Origin of the sequence: Enemella evansiae (genome assembly GCF_004362375.1) — a bacterium.
Classification (GTDB): Bacteria; Actinomycetota; Actinomycetes; order Propionibacteriales; family Propionibacteriaceae; genus Enemella; species Enemella evansiae.
Genome location: NZ_SNXA01000010.1, coordinates 560,620 through 576,983, shown reverse-complemented (window position 1 = coordinate 576,983; position 16,364 = coordinate 560,620). Strand labels below are relative to the sequence as shown.

The 16,364-nt window shown below is 69.4% G+C and carries 14 protein-coding genes and 3 tRNA genes; 8 read left to right on the top strand and 9 right to left on the bottom strand.

The window, feature by feature from the left end:
* Positions 1–4: 4 nt before the first annotated feature.
* The 3 genes from C8D81_RS14020 to C8D81_RS14010 are packed head-to-tail and all read right to left on the bottom strand — an operon-like array spanning position 5 to position 3,544.
* On the bottom strand, positions 5–1,588 hold the full coding sequence (locus C8D81_RS14020) for an AMP-binding protein (protein ID WP_133626282.1): 1,584 nt from the start codon (positions 1,586–1,588) through the stop codon (positions 5–7).
* Between the two features lie 4 nt (positions 1,589–1,592).
* Positions 1,593–2,720, bottom strand: a complete 1,128-nt coding sequence (locus tag C8D81_RS14015) for a DUF5938 domain-containing protein (RefSeq protein ID WP_133626281.1) — start codon at positions 2,718–2,720, stop codon at positions 1,593–1,595.
* Positions 2,721–2,722: 2 nt separating this feature from the next.
* Positions 2,723–3,544 (bottom strand): SDR family NAD(P)-dependent oxidoreductase, encoded by an 822-nt coding sequence (locus C8D81_RS14010; protein ID WP_133626280.1) that lies wholly within the window; start codon positions 3,542–3,544, stop codon positions 2,723–2,725.
* A 157-nt stretch (positions 3,545–3,701) separates the two neighbouring features.
* Between C8D81_RS14010 and C8D81_RS14005 the strand changes: the two genes are divergently transcribed.
* Positions 3,702–4,352, top strand: coding sequence for a TetR/AcrR family transcriptional regulator (locus C8D81_RS14005; protein ID WP_133626279.1), 651 nt, complete (start codon positions 3,702–3,704; stop codon positions 4,350–4,352).
* Positions 4,353–4,646: 294 nt separating this feature from the next.
* Here the strand turns inward: C8D81_RS14005 and C8D81_RS14000 are convergent.
* Positions 4,647–4,722, bottom strand: a tRNA-Glu gene (locus C8D81_RS14000).
* 85 nt (positions 4,723–4,807) lie between these two features.
* On the opposite strand from C8D81_RS14000, the gene C8D81_RS13995 reads away from it, so the two are divergent.
* Positions 4,808–5,293 (top strand): phosphoribosyltransferase, encoded by a 486-nt coding sequence (locus C8D81_RS13995; RefSeq protein WP_133626278.1) that lies wholly within the window; start codon positions 4,808–4,810, stop codon positions 5,291–5,293.
* Between the two features lie 171 nt (positions 5,294–5,464).
* Here C8D81_RS13995 and C8D81_RS13990 read toward each other — a convergent pair whose 3' ends face one another.
* The 4 genes from C8D81_RS13990 to C8D81_RS13975 form a co-directional block, all read right to left on the bottom strand.
* Positions 5,465–6,415 carry a sucrase ferredoxin gene (locus C8D81_RS13990; RefSeq protein ID WP_133626277.1) on the bottom strand — a complete coding sequence of 317 codons (951 nt, stop codon included), beginning with the start codon at positions 6,413–6,415 and terminating at the stop codon, positions 5,465–5,467.
* Entirely contained in the window at positions 6,412–7,650 is a 1,239-nt protein-coding gene (locus C8D81_RS13985; protein ID WP_208109288.1) for a cupin domain-containing protein, read from the bottom strand. The genes C8D81_RS13990 and C8D81_RS13985 overlap by 4 nt, the downstream gene beginning before the upstream one ends.
* Before the next feature lie 8 nt (positions 7,651–7,658).
* Entirely contained in the window at positions 7,659–7,937 is a 279-nt protein-coding gene (locus tag C8D81_RS13980; RefSeq protein ID WP_094403978.1) for a BatC protein, read from the bottom strand.
* An 85-nt stretch (positions 7,938–8,022) separates the two neighbouring features.
* On the bottom strand, positions 8,023–9,429 hold the full coding sequence (locus C8D81_RS13975) for an acyl-CoA synthetase (RefSeq protein ID WP_133626275.1): 1,407 nt from the start codon (positions 9,427–9,429) through the stop codon (positions 8,023–8,025).
* A gap of 79 nt (positions 9,430–9,508) precedes the next feature.
* Here C8D81_RS13975 and C8D81_RS13970 point away from each other — a divergent pair, with 79 nt between their 5' ends.
* The 5 genes from C8D81_RS13970 to C8D81_RS13950 all read left to right on the top strand — a co-directional run bounded on the left by C8D81_RS13970 (position 9,509) and on the right by C8D81_RS13950 (position 13,356).
* A complete protein-coding gene (locus C8D81_RS13970; protein WP_094359344.1) occupies positions 9,509–11,308 on the top strand; it encodes a hypothetical protein in 1,800 nt (599 codons plus the stop codon).
* 5 nt (positions 11,309–11,313) lie between these two features.
* Complete coding sequence (locus C8D81_RS13965) at positions 11,314–12,300, top strand: formylglycine-generating enzyme family protein (protein ID WP_133626274.1); 987 nt, start codon at positions 11,314–11,316, stop codon at positions 12,298–12,300.
* Positions 12,301–12,390: 90 nt separating this feature from the next.
* A tRNA-Asp gene (locus C8D81_RS13960) sits at positions 12,391–12,464 on the top strand.
* A gap of 66 nt (positions 12,465–12,530) precedes the next feature.
* Positions 12,531–12,607, top strand: a tRNA-Phe gene (locus C8D81_RS13955).
* Complete coding sequence (locus C8D81_RS13950; protein ID WP_133626273.1) at positions 12,607–13,356, top strand: fructosamine kinase family protein; 750 nt, start codon at positions 12,607–12,609, stop codon at positions 13,354–13,356. Before C8D81_RS13955 ends, C8D81_RS13950 begins: the two co-directional genes overlap by 1 nt.
* A gap of 169 nt (positions 13,357–13,525) precedes the next feature.
* Here C8D81_RS13950 and C8D81_RS13945 read toward each other — a convergent pair whose 3' ends face one another.
* Positions 13,526–14,821, bottom strand: coding sequence for an NAD(P)/FAD-dependent oxidoreductase (locus tag C8D81_RS13945; RefSeq protein ID WP_094359264.1), 1,296 nt, complete (start codon positions 14,819–14,821; stop codon positions 13,526–13,528).
* A 103-nt stretch (positions 14,822–14,924) separates the two neighbouring features.
* Between C8D81_RS13945 and C8D81_RS13940 the strand changes: the two genes are divergently transcribed.
* On the top strand, positions 14,925–16,364 hold the full coding sequence (locus tag C8D81_RS13940) for a short-chain fatty acid transporter (RefSeq protein WP_094359266.1): 1,440 nt from the start codon (positions 14,925–14,927) through the stop codon (positions 16,362–16,364).

The window sequence follows — 16,364 nt, the reverse complement described above, 5'->3', positions numbered from 1 at the left end:
TTGCTCAACCCAACCGCGCCCGGATGTCCGGTTTGACGATCTTGCCGACCTTGGAGCGGGGCAGGTCGTCCCAGACCTCGATCTGCTTCGGGGTCTTCACCGAGCCGATCCGGCTCTTCACGAATGCCTTGAGTTCCTCGGGATCGACCTGGTGTCCGGCGGCGGGTTGCACCACGGCCACCACCCGCTCGCCCCACTTCTCATCGGGCAGGCCGATCACCGCGCAGTCCTGCACCGACTCGTGCGCGAAGAGCGCCTGCTCGACCTCGCTGGAATAGACGTTGAAGCCGCCGGTGATGATCATGTCCTTGGCGCGGTCGACGATGAACAGAAAACCGTCGTCATCGAGGTAGCCGATGTCACCGGTCCGGTGCCAACCGTCGATGCTCGCCTCGGCGGTGGCCTCGGGATTCCTGTAGTAGCCGCGCATCACCAGCGAGGAGCGCACCACGATCTCACCGCGCTCCCCCGTTCCCAGCAGGGAGCCGTCCTCGGCCAGGATGCCGACCTGCACCAGTGGGCTGGGCCGGCCCGCGGAGGCGAGTCTGGTCTCGGCGATCTCGCCGTCGGCACCGAAGTGATCGCGCGGGGCCATCGTCGAGATCATCATCGGCGCCTCGGTCTGGCCGAACAACTGCGCCATCGGCCCGATCCGGCGCAGCGCCTCCGCCAGTCTGGTCACCGAGATGGGCGCCGCGCCGTACCAGAAGCACTGCAGCGAGGACAGGTCGGTGGCATCCAACTCGTCGGCGGCGAGCACCATGTAGATCAGCGTCGGCGGCAGGAAGGTGTGGGTGACCCCGTGCGCGGCGATCAATCGCAGGAACTCCGCCACGTCGGGACGACGCATGATGACGATTTCCCCACCCAGGCAGAGAATCGGGAAGCAGAGCACCCCGGCTGCATGGGTCAGCGGCGCCAGCGCGAGATAGACCGGCCGCCCTTCGAACGGATAGCTCATCAGGGTGATGGCGCTCATCGTCTCAAGGTTGTGCCCGGTGAGCATCACCCCCTTCGGCCGGCCGGTGGTGCCACCGGTACCGGCGATCAGGGCCAGGTCGTCCGCGGGGTCAGCCGGGTCGGATTGGACGACACCGCCGCGCCCGCGTACCTGAACGGGCGCGGCGATGTCTGCTTGCGGGGCCGGTCGGTCACCGGCATCGAGGAACTCGGCCCAGCCGAGGGCACCCTCGACCTGGCCGTCGAGGCACACCCAGGTGTGCACCTTCGCCAGGTCGGGGCGGATCTGGGCCACCAGGTCGGCGTACGCCGCCTGGAAGATCAGCACCTCGCAATCGAAGAGCTCCAACAGGTCCCGGTTCTCGGCGGCCTCGTTGCGCGGGTTGATCGGGCACCAGACGCAACCGGCGCGGGAGATGCCGAAGACACCGGAGAACGCGACCGGGTCGTTGCCGGACAGGATCGCGACCTTCGATCCGGGCCGCGCGCCTGCGGCGTACAGGGCGTCGGCGATCCGCCACGACAACTCCTGCACCTCGGCGTACGACATCGACTCGCCGTCGGTGGTCAGGCAGGGCGGGTCGGGCCCCAGCGATGCCCCCTTGTCCAGGTAGTCGACGAGCCGCATGGGATCAGGCCTGCACCGTGAGCACCGGTTCGGCGACCAGCCCGAAGGAGCGCAGCGTGCCGAGCAGTTCGCGGTGCCCGAACGCCTGGCAGCCGGAGGCGAAGCCGGTGCGGTGGGGTGGTTGCTGGAGCAGGGAATACGCGGCGTACGCCTGCATCAGTCCGGTCTGCTTGTAGTTGCTGTTGCCGTGGATCACGCAGTGAGCGCGGCCGAGCGGGCCGGAGGCGTACACCGAGTCGAGGGATTTGTTCAGGCGTGGGTTTTCCCGCGGCGGCATCTCGTTCATCACCTGGGCGGCGGTCGCGGTCAGGGCCTCGTCGCGTTCCTCCTCGCTCATGTCCTTGGTGGCCTCCAGTGCCCCGGCGACGATCTGCGGTACGCCGTTCATCAGCGCGGCGTTGAAGACTCCGCCCTGGGCCTTGCAGTTGGCGACCCGCGGGTCGTGTTTGAACCAGACCGGATGCGAGGTTCCGCCCCAGGGCAGGGAAAGCGCGAGCTCGTGCTGACCGGGTACGACGAGTGGGACGAGTCCCTGATCGGGGTCGAACTCGACGTATTCGTTCTGCTGCAGGAAATGCGCCTTGGAGGTGGCGGCGTTGACCAGGATGGTCCGGGTGGAGGCGATGGTCGGCGATCCGCCCCAGAAGACGGCCACGTCGAGGGTGTCCAGGCCGGGCGTCTCCAGGCAGAGCTGGGCCGCGATCTCGCCGGTGGTGTACATCTGCGCGATGCCCGGTGAGAGCAGCAGCCCGGCGGCGGCGAAGTCGGCACCGTATTTCTCGTCGCAGGTGATCAGCCAGTCCTGCTCGCCGGTGGTGTCGGTGTAGTGCGCACCGGTGGCCAGGCAGGCTTCGACGACCTCGGGGCCGTGTTTGCTGAACGGGCCGACGGTGTTCAGCACGACCTTGGCCCCGTCGAAGAGCGAGGTCAGCGCGTCGACGGAGTGTTCGACGGTCTGGATCTCGTAGTCGGCGGTCTCGATGCCGGGGACGTGCGAGGCCATCGAGTCGGTCAGCTTCTCCTCGTTGCGGCCGGCGGCCACGAACGGAACGTTGTATTCGCGCAGATATTCACACACCAGACGGCCGGTGTAACCGGAGGCACCGTAGACCACGACAGGCTTGTCACTCATCGTCACATCCCCATTCCGCCGTCGACCGGAATCCCTGCCCCGGTGATGAATCGCGCCGAGTCGGAGGCCAGGAAGACCACCACATCGGCCATGTCCTCGACCGCGCCCAGTCGGCCCGCGGGGGTCAGCTCGACGACCGCGGCGACGGCCTGATCGGGTGACTCGAAGAGCCCGATGCTGGCGACATCCTGGGCCAGCCCGGCCCCCATCGCGGTCGGCACGAGACCGGGATAGATGACGTTCACGCGTACGCCGTAACCGAGCTTTCCTGCCTCCATGGCGCTCACCCGGGTGAGCCGGTCGACCGCGGCCTTGGTGGCCGAGTAGATCGCGATCCCAGGGAAGGCGATGGTGGCGGCGACCGAGGAGACGTTGATGATCGAACCGCCGGTACCGGCCGGGCCGTCGGGGCGCATCGCCCGCAGCCCGTGTTTGATGCCGAGGGCGGTGCCGAGGATGTTGACCTCGAGCTGCTTGCGGATCTCGTCGGCGCTGACCTCGGTGATCAGGTTGGTGATCTCGATGCCGGCGTTGTTGACCAGGATGTCCAGGCCGCCGAGCTGGTTGACGGTCTCCTCGATCGCTCGTTCCCAGCCGGCGTCGTCGGTGACGTCGAGTTGGACCGAACCGTGCCCCTCACCGAGGTTGGCCGCGGTCTGTTCGACCTGGGGCTGAACGTCGGCGAGGACGACGCGGGCGCCGGCATTCGCGAGGGCCTTGGCCATTCCTTCACCGAGTCCCTGCGCCCCGCCGGTGACGAGCGCCCGACGCCCGGTGAGGTCTGTTGCGCTGCCTGTCGATGCTGCCGTCGCTGTGTCTGCCATCGCGTGCTCCATTGCTCTGCCGGTGGGTGTGATGTGAGCCACACGCTGCCCGATGACTTGACAACTGTCAAGAGTTTTCTGGACAGTTGTCAAGGATTCGGGCAGGCGTACATTGGGGGAGGCCTGCCCGAACCCGACCCGCACCGACAGGAGGCCGATGACCGCGACCACGACGAGCAATGCCGCCCGTGCCGAGCGTGGCGATCGGGGCGTCGACAAGAGCGAGCGGCGCCGGATCGAGCTGGCCGAGTCCGCCCTGGCCACGCTCGGTGAGCTGGGATACGCGCGGACCAGCCTGCGCGAGATCGCCCAGAACTCACCGTTCTCACACGGGGTCGTGCACTACTACTTCGCCGACAAGACCGAGCTGATCGTCTACTGCGTGCGGCACTACAAGGCCCAGTGCGTGCACCGCTACGACGAGATCGTCGAGACCTCCCAGACCGATGCGGAACTGCGGGAGCGGTTCGCGGCCAAGCTGGTGGAGAGCCTGCTCGGCGAGGCGGAGATGCACCGGCTCTGGTACGACCTGCGCTCCCAGAGCATGTTCACCCCCGAACTGCGCGACGCCGTCGAGGCGATCGACGACAGCCTGGCGACCATGGTCGGCCGGGTGCTGGACCGGATCTGCGAACTGGCGGGCACCGAGGCGCTGGTCGACCACCAGACCGCGTACGCCCTCCTCGACGGCATCTTCGAGCAGGCGTTGTTGGACCACCACTCCGACAAGCCCGGGGTCATCGAAACCCTCACCAACCGCGCCCGCACCACCCTGGACCTGCTGATCCCGCGCACGCCCGCTGGCTGAGCGAGCGAGGTATGCCCACGCTCATCGAGTAGGTCGCGCAGCGACCGCCCCTCACGCTCATCGAGTAGGTCGCGCAGCGACCGTGTCGAGATGAGCCCGTACGCCAACCACTCAGCTCGAAGCCATGCGCTGGGACATGCACTAGTCGAAATCTGACCGCACCGAACCCAGTCCCACTGGGTTTGATCATGGACTCGGCGGACTACTGCATGTCCTGGCGTTCGGACTCCGGGGTGGCAACTGACTGCGCGGAGCGGCGACCCTTCGACTCTTCGCTCAAGGATCGAGGCGTACTGGCATCCCCTACCGGATTCGAACCGGCGCTGCCGCCTTGAAAGGGCGGTGTCCTAGGCCGCTAGACGAAGGGGACCTGTCCGAGGCGGGGCCGCGGACCGAACCAGCATAGGGCAGCGAGCCCGAAGCGGCCAACGCGATACCTCCGGCATGATGTGTCCATGTCCGAGCGCGAGACCTTGACCTATGACGGCTTCGGCAAGGCGGTGCGCGAGGTCGCCACCGTCGTACACCGCAGCGGCTTCCAACCCGACGTGGTGTTGTCGATCGCGAGAGGCGGACTCCCGTTCGGTGGCTGCCTGGGGTACGCGCTGGATGTGAAGAACGCGTTCGTGGTGAACGTCGAGTTCTTCACCGGGATCGATACCCGGCTGGAGATGCCGGTGATGCTGCCGCCGACGCCACAGGCGGTGGACCTGGCGGGCATGAAGGTGCTGATCGCCGACGACGTGGCCGACACCGGGCGTACGCTCCAGCTCGTCCGGGACTTCTTCGCCGAACAGGTCGCCGAGGCTCGTACCGCGGTGATCTATGAGAAGCCGCAGTCGGTGATCAGTTGCGACTACGTGTGGAAGCGGACCGACAAGTGGATCAACTTCCCGTGGTCCACGCTGCCGCCGGTCACCCAGGAGGGTGAGAAGCCGTAGGGGCGCGGGGGTTGGCTTCGACTCGCTCGTCCCTCGCTCGCTCAACCAACGTGGGGGGACTGGTCGGTTCGTCTCGACACGGCCGCAGGCGGCCTACTCGACGAACGTGGGGACTGGTCGGTTCGTCTCGACACGGCCGCTGCGCGGCCTACTCGACGAACGTGAGGCGGACTAGTCGGCGAGTGACCTGATCTCGTCGGCGATCGCGAGGTACATCCGCTTGGGCAGTTCGGCCTTGCAGGTCAGGAAATTCTTGTCGGTGATCTCGTGGTGACCGGTGACCTCCACCAGGCCGACCCCGTCGATCTCCAGCAGCACGGTCCAGCGCTCGTCCTCGTCGACCTGCTCGGTCAGCGGGTGCACCTGGTCCCAGGCCAGCGGGCCCAGCCGGTCGTACGCGGCCACCACGGCGGCCTGCACCGGCGAACTCTCCCCACACGGCCCGCGCAGATGGCTGGCGTCCACCCGGCCCTCGAGCTGGGCGCGGACCACCGGTTCGACATCGTCGGGATCCATCCCGCCGTAACAGGCCCCCTCGGGCAGCAGGATCAGGTTCCCGGCGAACCGGTCACCGCCGGTGTGCGTGCACTCCCAGGTCGCCTCCGGCCACAGCTCCGCCGCCCGGGCCGCGACCGGGCGCCCGCGAGTGGCGCAGCAGACGTCCTTGCGGCCGTGGGTGCAGACCAGCAGCAGCCGCGGCTCCCCCGCCGCCGTCGGCTCGTCGGCGATCCGGCACACGTCGGGGTGCGCGCCGGCGAACAGCTCGGCGGCCCGGATCAGCTCCGCGTCGTCATCGGCCCAACCCCAGCGCACCGGTTCGGCCGCCGTCTGGTCGACCACGCACCAGCGCCGGCGATCGCCGACGGTGTCGGTCTCCCGACCCGGGCGGCGGATCAGCATCACCCGGGCGTTCGCATGGTTCAGGATCGCCATCAGGGTCTCCTTGACCGCCGGCTCGACCTTGAGGCCGGCCCAGGCGGTCGCACCCCAGCCGGTCGGTTGTTCGATCAGGAACCAGCGGTTCTGCGGCGGGGCGGTACCGATCCGCTGGTCGTGCCGGTCGCGGGCCGCGGTGGAGCAGCGGAATCCGGGCGGCCGTTGATCCGCCTCGATGGCCGTCATGGCGCCTCCGCCCCGCGCTCGAGAATCCCTTCCCTGATGAGCATACGCAGCCCGTCGCGGCTCACCCCGGTGGCCTCCCGCAGCTCCGCGACACCCCCCGGCGACTTCGCCAGGCGGCGTACCGCGGCGACCTGCGCATCATCGACGGTGCAGCGACCGGCGCGGGTGCGCAGCGACGAACCGTCCGCGGTCTCCTCGATCCGCAGCAGCAGACCGGTACGCAACCGCAGCGTGTCCGCATCGGTGAGCGCCTCGGCATCCGCCAGGGCCTGGAACGGGGGCACCGCCGCCGGTCGCTGGGCATTGCGGGCGTCCGCCAGCAGGGCCGCTGCGATCCGCTCATCGGGCAGATCGGCCAGCAACCGCTGGAACTCCTGCCGCACGGCGTCCAGGTCGGCGGCCAGCGCAGCCGGGTCGTCCACCTCGATCCCGAGCGGCAACGAGGCCCGCGCCTCGGTCAGCTCGCGCAGCGCCCGCAGCGCCTCGTCGGCCAGCGCGTCGGCGAGATGGTGCCGGGTCCAGGTGTGTACGCCGAGGGTCAGGTGCCCGGAGATGCCACCGGTCGCCCGCGCGGAGTGCAGGTAGCCGCGCGGCAGATAGAGGCAGTCCCCCGGCCGCAGGGTCAACCGCAGCAGGGGTTCCTCGGCGGCCCGTTGCTGGACCGCGGCGCGATGTTCGGCCCACGGCTGGTCGCGCAGCGGATGCTCGACCACCGGGGCGTGCACGATCCACTCCTTGCTGCCGTGCACCTGCAGCACGAACACGTCGTGCACGTCGTAGTGCGCGCCGAAGCCCTGGTTCTGCGGCGGGGTGAGATAGCAGTTGGCCTGGATCGGGTGGCCGAGCTCGGCGGACAGACCGTCCACCAACCGGGCGACCGGCGGCCAGGTGCGGTGCAGTGCCTGCAGCACCACGGTGGCGCCATCGGCGAAGCGGCGGCGCACCTTGTCCTCGTCGATCTGGTCGGAGATTCCGGCACCGACCCCGCCACCGGTCGTGAAATCCTTGTCCGGAAGGGTTTTCCCGTCCTTGGCGAGTCTCAGGAACGGGGTCCGCAGACCGCGGCCGGCGAGCAACTCGTCGGCCGCGGCCAGCGAAAAGAGATCGCTGAGGTCGTCACCGGCAGCGCGTTCATCGCTGGTGACCAGCAGGGGCGCACGGCCCCAGGTCTCCTCGGCGAAACCCGCCGACGCCGATCCGAGCAGTCGGTCCAGCGCCGGTCGTTCAGCAGGCACGGACCGGATCAGCTCCGGCCCACGCCGCCGCCGGCGCCGCCATCAGCGCCACCGTCGGCCCCGCCGTCCGCGCCACCATCAGCACCACCGTCCGCGCCACCATCGGCACCACCGTCGGCGCCACCGTCCGCACCGCCATCGGCACCGCCGTCCGCGCCACCATCGGCGCCACCATCGGCACCGCCGTCCGCGCCACCATCGGCGCCACCGTCAGCGCCGCCATCGGCACGACCGAGCCCGGTGACCTGGTCGTCGTCCTTGTTCTCCTCGTTCGCGAAGTCCGTCATCTCAACATCTCCTCGAATCCTGGGTGACTGCGGCGGAACCGCCGCAGGATCAGTCTGTTGCCCGATCCGTTACCCGGCAAGGGGTTCAGCGATTCTCGAGCAACTGCTTCTTCTGCACCTTGCCCATCGCATTGCGGGGCAGGGATTCGACGAACACGATCTCGCGCGGACGCTTGTGCACCGACAGCTCCCCGGCGACCGCCTGGATCAGCTCCTCGGCGCTCACCTCACCGTCCTCGGCGACCACGTGGGCGACGATCCGCTGCCCGAGATCGTCATCGGGTACGCCGATCACCGCGACCTCGCGGACCATCGGGTGCGCCAGCAGGGCGGTCTCCACCTCCCCGGCACCGACCCGGTAACCGCCGCTCTTGATCAGATCCACCGAGGCCCGGCCGACGATCCGGTGGAAGCCGTCGGCGTCGATCGCGGCCAGATCCCCGGTGGCGAACCACCCGTCGGCGGTGAAGGACTCCTCGGTCGCCTGCTCGCGGCCCAGATAGCCGCTGAACAGCGTGTCACCGGTGATCTGCAGGTTGCCGATCGATTCGCCGTCGTGCGGGACCTCGTTGCCGTCGTCGTCGCGGAGTCGGCTGCGTACCCCGGCGATCGGCACACCGACCCATCCGGGTCGCTTCTCGCCGTCGGCGCGGGCGCTGATGGTGATCAGCGTCTCGCTCATCCCGTACCGCTCCACCGGCTCGATCCCGGTCAGCTCCTGCAGCTTCTCGAACACCGGCACCGGCAGCGGCGCGGACCCGGACACCAGCAACCGCGCATGCGCCAGTCGGCGGGCCGACTCGGGATCGCGGGTGACCCGGGTCCAGACCGTTGGCACCCCGAAATACATCGTGCCGGCCGCTGCGGCGTACAACTCCGGCTTGGGACGTCCGGTGTGCACCAACCCTGAACCGACCCGCAACGGCCCCAACATGCCGAGGACCAGCCCGTGCACGTGGAACAGCGGCAGCCCGTGCACCAACACGTCCTGATCGCTCCACTGCCAGGCCTCCGCCAGCCCGTCCAGGCCGGCGGCCAGCGCGGCCCGGGACAGCAGCACCCCCTTCGGCGACCCCGTCGTCCCCGAGGTGTAGAGGATCAGCGCGACCGCACTGCCCGCCGGTTCGTCGAAGTCGGCATCGGAGCGGGCGGCGGGGTCGACCGCGATCACCGGCAGCTCGCCCGCATCCTCGGGCGCCTCCCCCAGCCAGGCCTCGGCCTGCGAATCGCCCAGCAGGTACGCCAGTTCCGCCGGGCCGGAGTCCACCGGCACGGGCACCACCGACACGCCGGCGAGCAGGCCGCCGACCACGGCGAGCGCGGTGCGCAGGGTGGGTCGGGCGAAGACCGCCACCCGCTCCCGCCCGGTGACCGATTCGGCGACCGCGGCCGCGGCCCGGCGGAACTCGGTGCGGCTCAGCGAACCGTCGGCGAAGGTCAGCGGGTGGTGCCCCCGATCGGCGATCAGGGCGTCCAGCAGACGAGCAGTCATGCAGTGATGTCTACCTCACCGGGTCCGCCGCCCCCGCAGGGGCCCGGATCACGGTCACCGCGCCTATACGATTGCGTCCATGTTGTTGCCCGAGGCCCGTTTGTCGCGCCTCGGCAGCACCAGTGCCAGACCCATCCCGGAGACCCACCTGGGCCGGGCCTGGCTGGCCCTGCAGCTGGTGTTCACCCCCAGCCACGTCGCCGTCGCCGCACCGATCGTGATGGTCGCGTTCATGGGCTGGCAGCAGCGCTGGATCTCCGACGACGGCTGGATCAACATCCGGGTGCTGAACCAGTTCTTCGCCGGCAACGGCCCGGTGTTCAACATCGGCGAACGGGTGGAGGTGACCACCTCGACACTCTGGTTCTGGATGCTGGTCGCCGGGCGCTGGCTGCTGCCCGGTACCGAACCCCAGGTCACCGGCGCCGCGGTGGGCTGGGTGCTCACCCTGCTCGGCATGGTGACCGCGGCGCTCGGCGCGGCCCGGTTGTTCGCGCGCCGGAACACCTTCGTCACCGTCCCGGTCGGGATCCTGGCGATGGCCGCCCTGCCGCCGTTCTGGGACTTCGCCACCTCCGGGCTGGAGACCGGGCTCTCCTTCGCCTGGCTCGGCACCTGTTTCTGGCTGCTCACCCGGCGGATCCCGCCCGAGATCGGGGGCCCGCTGCGGAACTGGCCGCTCGCCGCGGCGATCTGCATCGGCCTGGGCCCGCTGATCCGCCCCGACTTCGCGCTCTATGCCGGCCTGTTCGCGCTGGCGCTGCTGTTCACCCGGTTGCGCGGCTGGTGGCAGTGGCTGATCTGCTGCACGATCGGCATCGCGCCCGCTGTGGCGTACCAGATCTGGCGAATGGGCTTCTATGCCCTGATGGTGCCGAACACCGCGCTGGCCAAGAGCGCCGGGGACGTGCACTGGGAGCAGGGGTTGATCTATCTGATCGACTACGCCGGGCTCTATGTGCTGGCGGTCCCGCTGCTGGTCGGCCTGCTCGGCGTCGGCCTGCATCTGGCGTACGCCGTCCGCCGGCGGGAGCTGGGTAGGGCGGTGGTGGTGGCGGCCCCGGTGCTGGGGGCGCTGCTGCACGCGCTCTACATCGTCCGGATGGGCGGTGACTTCATGCATGCCCGATTCCTGCTGCCGGACACCTTCGCGCTGATGCTGCCCGCCGCGGTGATCGCGGTGGACAAGCCCCGGCGGGAGACCGCGATGGTGGTGCTCGCCTTCGTCGCCGGCTGGGCGGTGGCCATCTCGACCAGCGCCCGGACCCCCTACCAGGACTCGGCCAGCGAGGACGGGATCGCCAACGAGCGCGCCTTCTGGGCCGCCACCACGACCACCAACCAGCTGCTCACCATCAACGACTGGCGCAGCTCCACCCCGGCCTGGGACGGCCAGCTCGCGCGCTGGAACCAGCAGGCCGGGCTCAGCTACTACGACGACGGCAGCAGGCGGTTGCCGACCCGCAGCGGCACCGGGATCTATCTGGCGCGGGACAACATGGGCATCCTGCCGGTGATGGCCGGCAACGAGGTCCGGGTCGTCGACCGGTTGGCGCTGGCCGATCCGATCACCTCGCACGCGGTCGAGGACCCGCGGCTGCAGGACAAGACCCGCGTCGGGCACCAGCCCCGACCGGCCGCCTGGCGGACCGCGCGCTATGTGAAGGCGGCCGAGGACGATTCGCAGTCGGTGGCCCATGCCCGGCTCGCGCTGCAGTGCGGCGATCTGGCGGTGCTGGAGCAGGCGGTCACCGAGCCGATGACCAGCGAACGGTTCTGGGAGAACGTGTCCCTGGCCCCGCGGCTGACCACCTTCACCTTCCCCGCCGACCCGGCCGAGGCCCGCAAGGCCTTGTGCGGTTGGCAACCGGGCTGGTGAGCCCGATGGATTCCGAGCACTCCTGCTGCACACCCGAGCCCCCGGCGGCGCCGGTGTTCGATCCGGCGGCGGCCGAGGCGGAGCTGGCCGGGTTGCGGGCGGCGATCCCGGCCGGTGCGGGTGCCGGTGCGCATCGGGTCGAGCAGGTCGAGGTGCCCGCTGGGGCGTACCGGATGGGTGACCGGCATGGCGATGACAATCCCGCCGACGGTGAGCTGCCGGCCCACCGGGTCGAGCTGTCGGCGTACCGGATCGACGCGACGAGTGTCACCAACGACGACTTCGCCCGGTTCGTCGAGGCGACCGGCTATCGCACCGAGGCCGAGGTCTACGGCTTCTCGGCGGTGTTCGAGCTGGCGGTCAGCGATCCGTCGGCGGTGCTCGGGGCGGCCCCCGAGGCGCCCTGGTGGAAGGGGGTGCGCGGCGCGGACTGGCGACATCCGGGTGGCCCCGGGTCGAGTCTCGCCGGGCTCGGTGACCATCCGGTGGTGCACGTCAGCCACGGGGACGCGCTCGCCTACTGCCGCTGGGCCGGGCGGCGGCTGCCGAGTGAGGCGGAGTGGGAGTACGCCAGCCGCGGCGGTCTGGACGGGGCACGGTTCCCGTGGGGTGATGAGCTGCTGGGGCCCGGGGACGAGTGGCGCTGCAACATCTGGCAGGGGCGGTTCCCGGTCGAGAACACCCGCGCCGACGGCTTCCTGACCACCGCCCCGGTGCGGACCTTCCAGCCCAACGGTTACGGGCTGTGGCAGACCATCGGGAACGTGTGGGAGTGGTGCGCGGACTGGTTCTCCCCGCGGACGTACGCCGAGCGCGCGGGCGCGGTGGTGGTCGATCCGAGCGGCCCGGTACGCGGGTCGACGCGGGTGCTGCGCGGTGGTTCGTATCTGTGCCACGCGTCCTACTGCAACCGCTATCGCAACGCGGCCCGCTCGCAGAACACCCCCGATTCGTCGATGGGTAACGCTGGTTTCCGGACCGTCGCGGGGTGAACCGGGAATCGATTTGGTGCAGCCGCTGCCCGGGCGCTATAGTTTCCGGGCTGGCGCAGGCCGGCAGATCCGGACACGTCCGGGTTCCAAGGCCCCGTGGCGCAGTTGGTTAGCGCGCCGCCCTGTCACGGCGGAGGTCGCGGGTTCGAGTCCCGTCGGGGTCGCGGAAGCGGTGGTGCACAGCATCGCCGCTTTTGCAGCAGATAAGGCATTTTTTGCCTTCTCTGCTTGGCCAGGTAGCTCAGTTGGTAGCAGCGTTCGCCTGAAAAGTGAAAGGTCGCCGGTTCGAACCCGGCCCTGGCCACCATGGACTTCCGTAAACAGGACCGCAGCGCGGACCCGGGATTCTTCGCGACCGAGGCCGCCGGATTGCGCTGGCTGGCCGACGCCGATGGCGCGCGGGTCGTCGAGGTGCTGGCGGCCGACGACCACTCGATCACCCTGCAGCGGTTGGATTCGGTCGCCGCTGATCGTGCGGGCGCCGAGGAGTTCGGGCGGTCACTGGCGCGGACCCATGCCGCGGGTGCGGACACCTGGGGTGCCCCGCCGCCCGGTACCGATGGGCGCGGCTGGATCGGCCCGCTCCCCCAACGCAACCAGCCGGAATCGACCTGGGGGCAGTTCTATGCCGAGCACCGGGTCCGCCCGTTCGCCGATCAGGCGCACGCGGCCGGGAGTCTGGACCGGTCGGGGTACGAGGTCATCGGGCGGGTCTGCGAGCGGCTGATCGCCGGCGCCTTCGACGATGTGGACACCCCGGCGCGGATCCACGGGGACCTCTGGTCCGGCAACGTGATCCCCACCGCCGCAGGCTGGACGCTGATCGACCCGGCCGCCCACGGCGGGCACCCGGTGACCGACCTGGCGATGCTGGAGCTGTTCGGGAATCCCTATCTGGACAGGACTTTTTCGGCGTACGCCGAGGCCGCGGCCCTGCCGGACGGCTGGCGGGACACGATCGGCCTGCACCAGCTGCATCCGCTGCTGGTGCATGCGGTGCTCTTCGGTGGCGGGTACGCCGCCCGCGCGGTCGCCGCCGCTCGCGCGTACGCCTGAGATGCCCGATACCCGCTCATCGAGTAGGTCACGGGCCTGTTCATCTCGACACGCTTGCCCGGCTCCGCTTCGCTCCGCCGGGCGCGCTACTCGATGAACGTAGGGAGCAGACCCGGGCGCGCTACTCGATGAACGTAGGGAGCAGACCCGGGCGCGTACTCGATGAACGTCAGGTGTGGTCGGCGTCCGGGCGGGGTGCCGGCAGCTCACCGGTCTTCGAATCGGCCAGGTCGCCGACGATGGCGTTCGCGCTCTTCGGATAGAGCAGGTAGCGGAAGCCGAGGTTGATCATCGCCTGGATCCGGTTCCGGCCGCCGAGCAGCTCGGCCAGGTGCAGCGCGACCCACATCCCCCAGGCCGGCAGACCGGTGACGTTGATCCCGCCGGGCAGCTGCACGACCGCGGAGCTCCGCCCGATCGTCGCCATCGTGCCGCGGTCGTGGTATTCCATCGTCTTCAGCGGCTGGCCGTGGTCCAGGGCACGGATGTTGTGCGCGGCCAGCTTGCCCTCCTGGATCGCCGGCTGGGCCAACTGCGGCAGGGGATCCTGCTCGATGATCGCGGCATCACCGACCGCGAAGATGTCGGTGAATCCCTTCACCTGCAAGGTCGGCTCGGTGACGATCCGGCCACCGCGGCCCTGCGGCATCCCCCACTTCTTGACCAGGTCGTGGCCGCCGATACCGGCCGCCCAGACCACCAGATCCGCCTTCTCCTTGGTCCCGTCGGAGAACTCGACCTCGCCCGGGCGTACCTCGGCGATCGCGGTGTCCAGCCGGACGTCGACGCCGCGCTTCTGCAGCTGGCGCAGGGTGTAGCGCTGCAGGTCCTCCTTGAACGGTGACAGCAGCACCGGGCCCATCTCGACCAGCATCACCCGGACCCGGGCCGGATTGACCTCCGGATAGGCCACCGGCAACCCCTGGCTGCGCATCTCGGCCAGGGTTCCGGCCATCTCGACACCGGTCGCACCGCCGCCGACGACGACCACCGACAGGTCCTGATTGGCCGGGGCGACCGCCAGCTTCTCCAACAGGCCGAACATCAGGTCGCGGACCTCGAGCGCCTCCGCCCGGGTGTAGATCGAGCGGGCGTACTCGCTGGCACCGGGGATGCCGAAGAAGTTCGCACCAACGCCCTGGGCGAGCACCAGATAGTCGTAGTCGATCGAGCTGCCCTGATCGACGAGCACCTTCTTGTTCTCGGTGTCGATCCCGGTGACATTGGCGCGCCGGAACCGCACCCGGCCCTTCTTCTTGGCGGCCAGGGCACGCAGCGAGAAGGTCACGTCACCGGGGTTCAGACCGCCGGTCGCCACCTGGTAGAGCAGCGGCTGGAAAGTGGTGTAGGGGTGGCGGTCGACCAACGTGACCCGGGCGCCGGCCGCGGCCAGATCATTGGTGGCATTGAGGCCTGCGAAACCGGCACCGACAACGACGATATGGGGAGCACTCACGGGGCCCATTGTCCCGGACCGACCACCATCGGACCAGCCCCACCCCCATCGCTGGACAGGCCGCCGAGGACTATCGTGCATCTGCTCACTCGCCCAGGAACAGGAGACGACGATGTCCACCCAATCCACCGCGGATGCGGACCTCGAGCCGCAGGGGCCGTTGGCCCGCGCCGCACAGGCGCTGGCCCGGTTCACCGAGAAGTGGTTCCCCGACGCGTTCGTCTTCGCCGCCTTCGGCACCGTGCTGGTCGCGGTGCTGGCGCTGGCCAACGGCGGCAACCCGGTGACCCTGGTCGCCACCTTCGGCGACGGCTTCTGGGACCTGGCCGCCTTCACCCTGCAGATGGCGATGGTGGTGCTCACCGGTTATGTGGTGGCCACCTCGCCGCCGGTGCTGAGGATCATCGAGGCGCTGGCCCGGGTGCCGAAGGGGCCGCGCTCGGCGGTGGCCTTCGTCGCCCTGATCGCGCTGCTGGTCTCGCTGCTCAACTGGGGTCTGTCGTTGATCACCGGTGGCCTGCTGGCTCGGGCGGTGGCTCGCCGCAAGGATCTCCAGGTCGACTACCGGGCCCTCGGGGCGGCGGCACTGATGGGCCTCGGTGCGGTCTGGGCGCTCGGGTTGTCGTCATCGGCGGCACAGTTGCAGGCGACGCCCAAGTCGATCCCGGCCGCGGTGCTCTCGATCACCGGCGTGCTCGACTTCGGCAAGACGATCTTCACCTGGCAGTCGATGCTGTCCGCGCTGATCCTGATCCTGGTCACCGTGGCCATCGCGTACGCCTCGGCACCGCGCGGCAAGGCGGTCCGCACGGCCGAGCAGATGGAGGTCGACGTCACCGACACCGTCGAGGAGCCCGAGCCGAGGACCCGGCCGGCGGAGTGGTTCGAATACAACCCGATCCTGTCGATCGGCGTCGGGATCCTCACCCTCGGCTGGGTGGTGTACCAGTTCGCCACCAAACCGGTCGTGCAGGTGCTGTCCAACCTGAACGGCTATCTGATGGTGTTCCTCGTGCTCGGGCTGGTCCTGCATGGTACGCCGCGGCGGTTCCTGATGGCGGTCAACAAGGCGGTCCCGGCGACCGCCGGCATTCTCGTCCAATTCCCTTTGTACGCAGCGATGGCGGCCATGCTGACCAAGGTGCCTGGTTACGGCGGGCACACCGTCTCCGACCGGTTGGCGACCATCTTCACCAGCTTCGGCGGCGGTTCCGGATTCGCCGTGGTGCTGGCCATCTACACCGCCGTGCTCGGGCTGCTGGTGCCCTCCGGTGGCGGCAAATGGCTGGTCGAGGCGCCCTATGTGATGCAGGCCGCGAACGATCTGCAGTACAACCTGGGCTGGACGGTGCAGATCTACAACATGGCCGAGGCGCTGCCGAACCTGATCAACCCGTTCTTCATGCTGCCGCTGCTGGCGATCCTCAAGGTCCGGGCGCGGGATCTGGTCGGCTTCACCTTCCTGCAGTTCATCTTCCACCTGCCGGTGGTGCTGCTGCTGGTCTGGTTGCTCGGCACCACGTTCAGCTACATCCCGCCGATCATCCCCTGA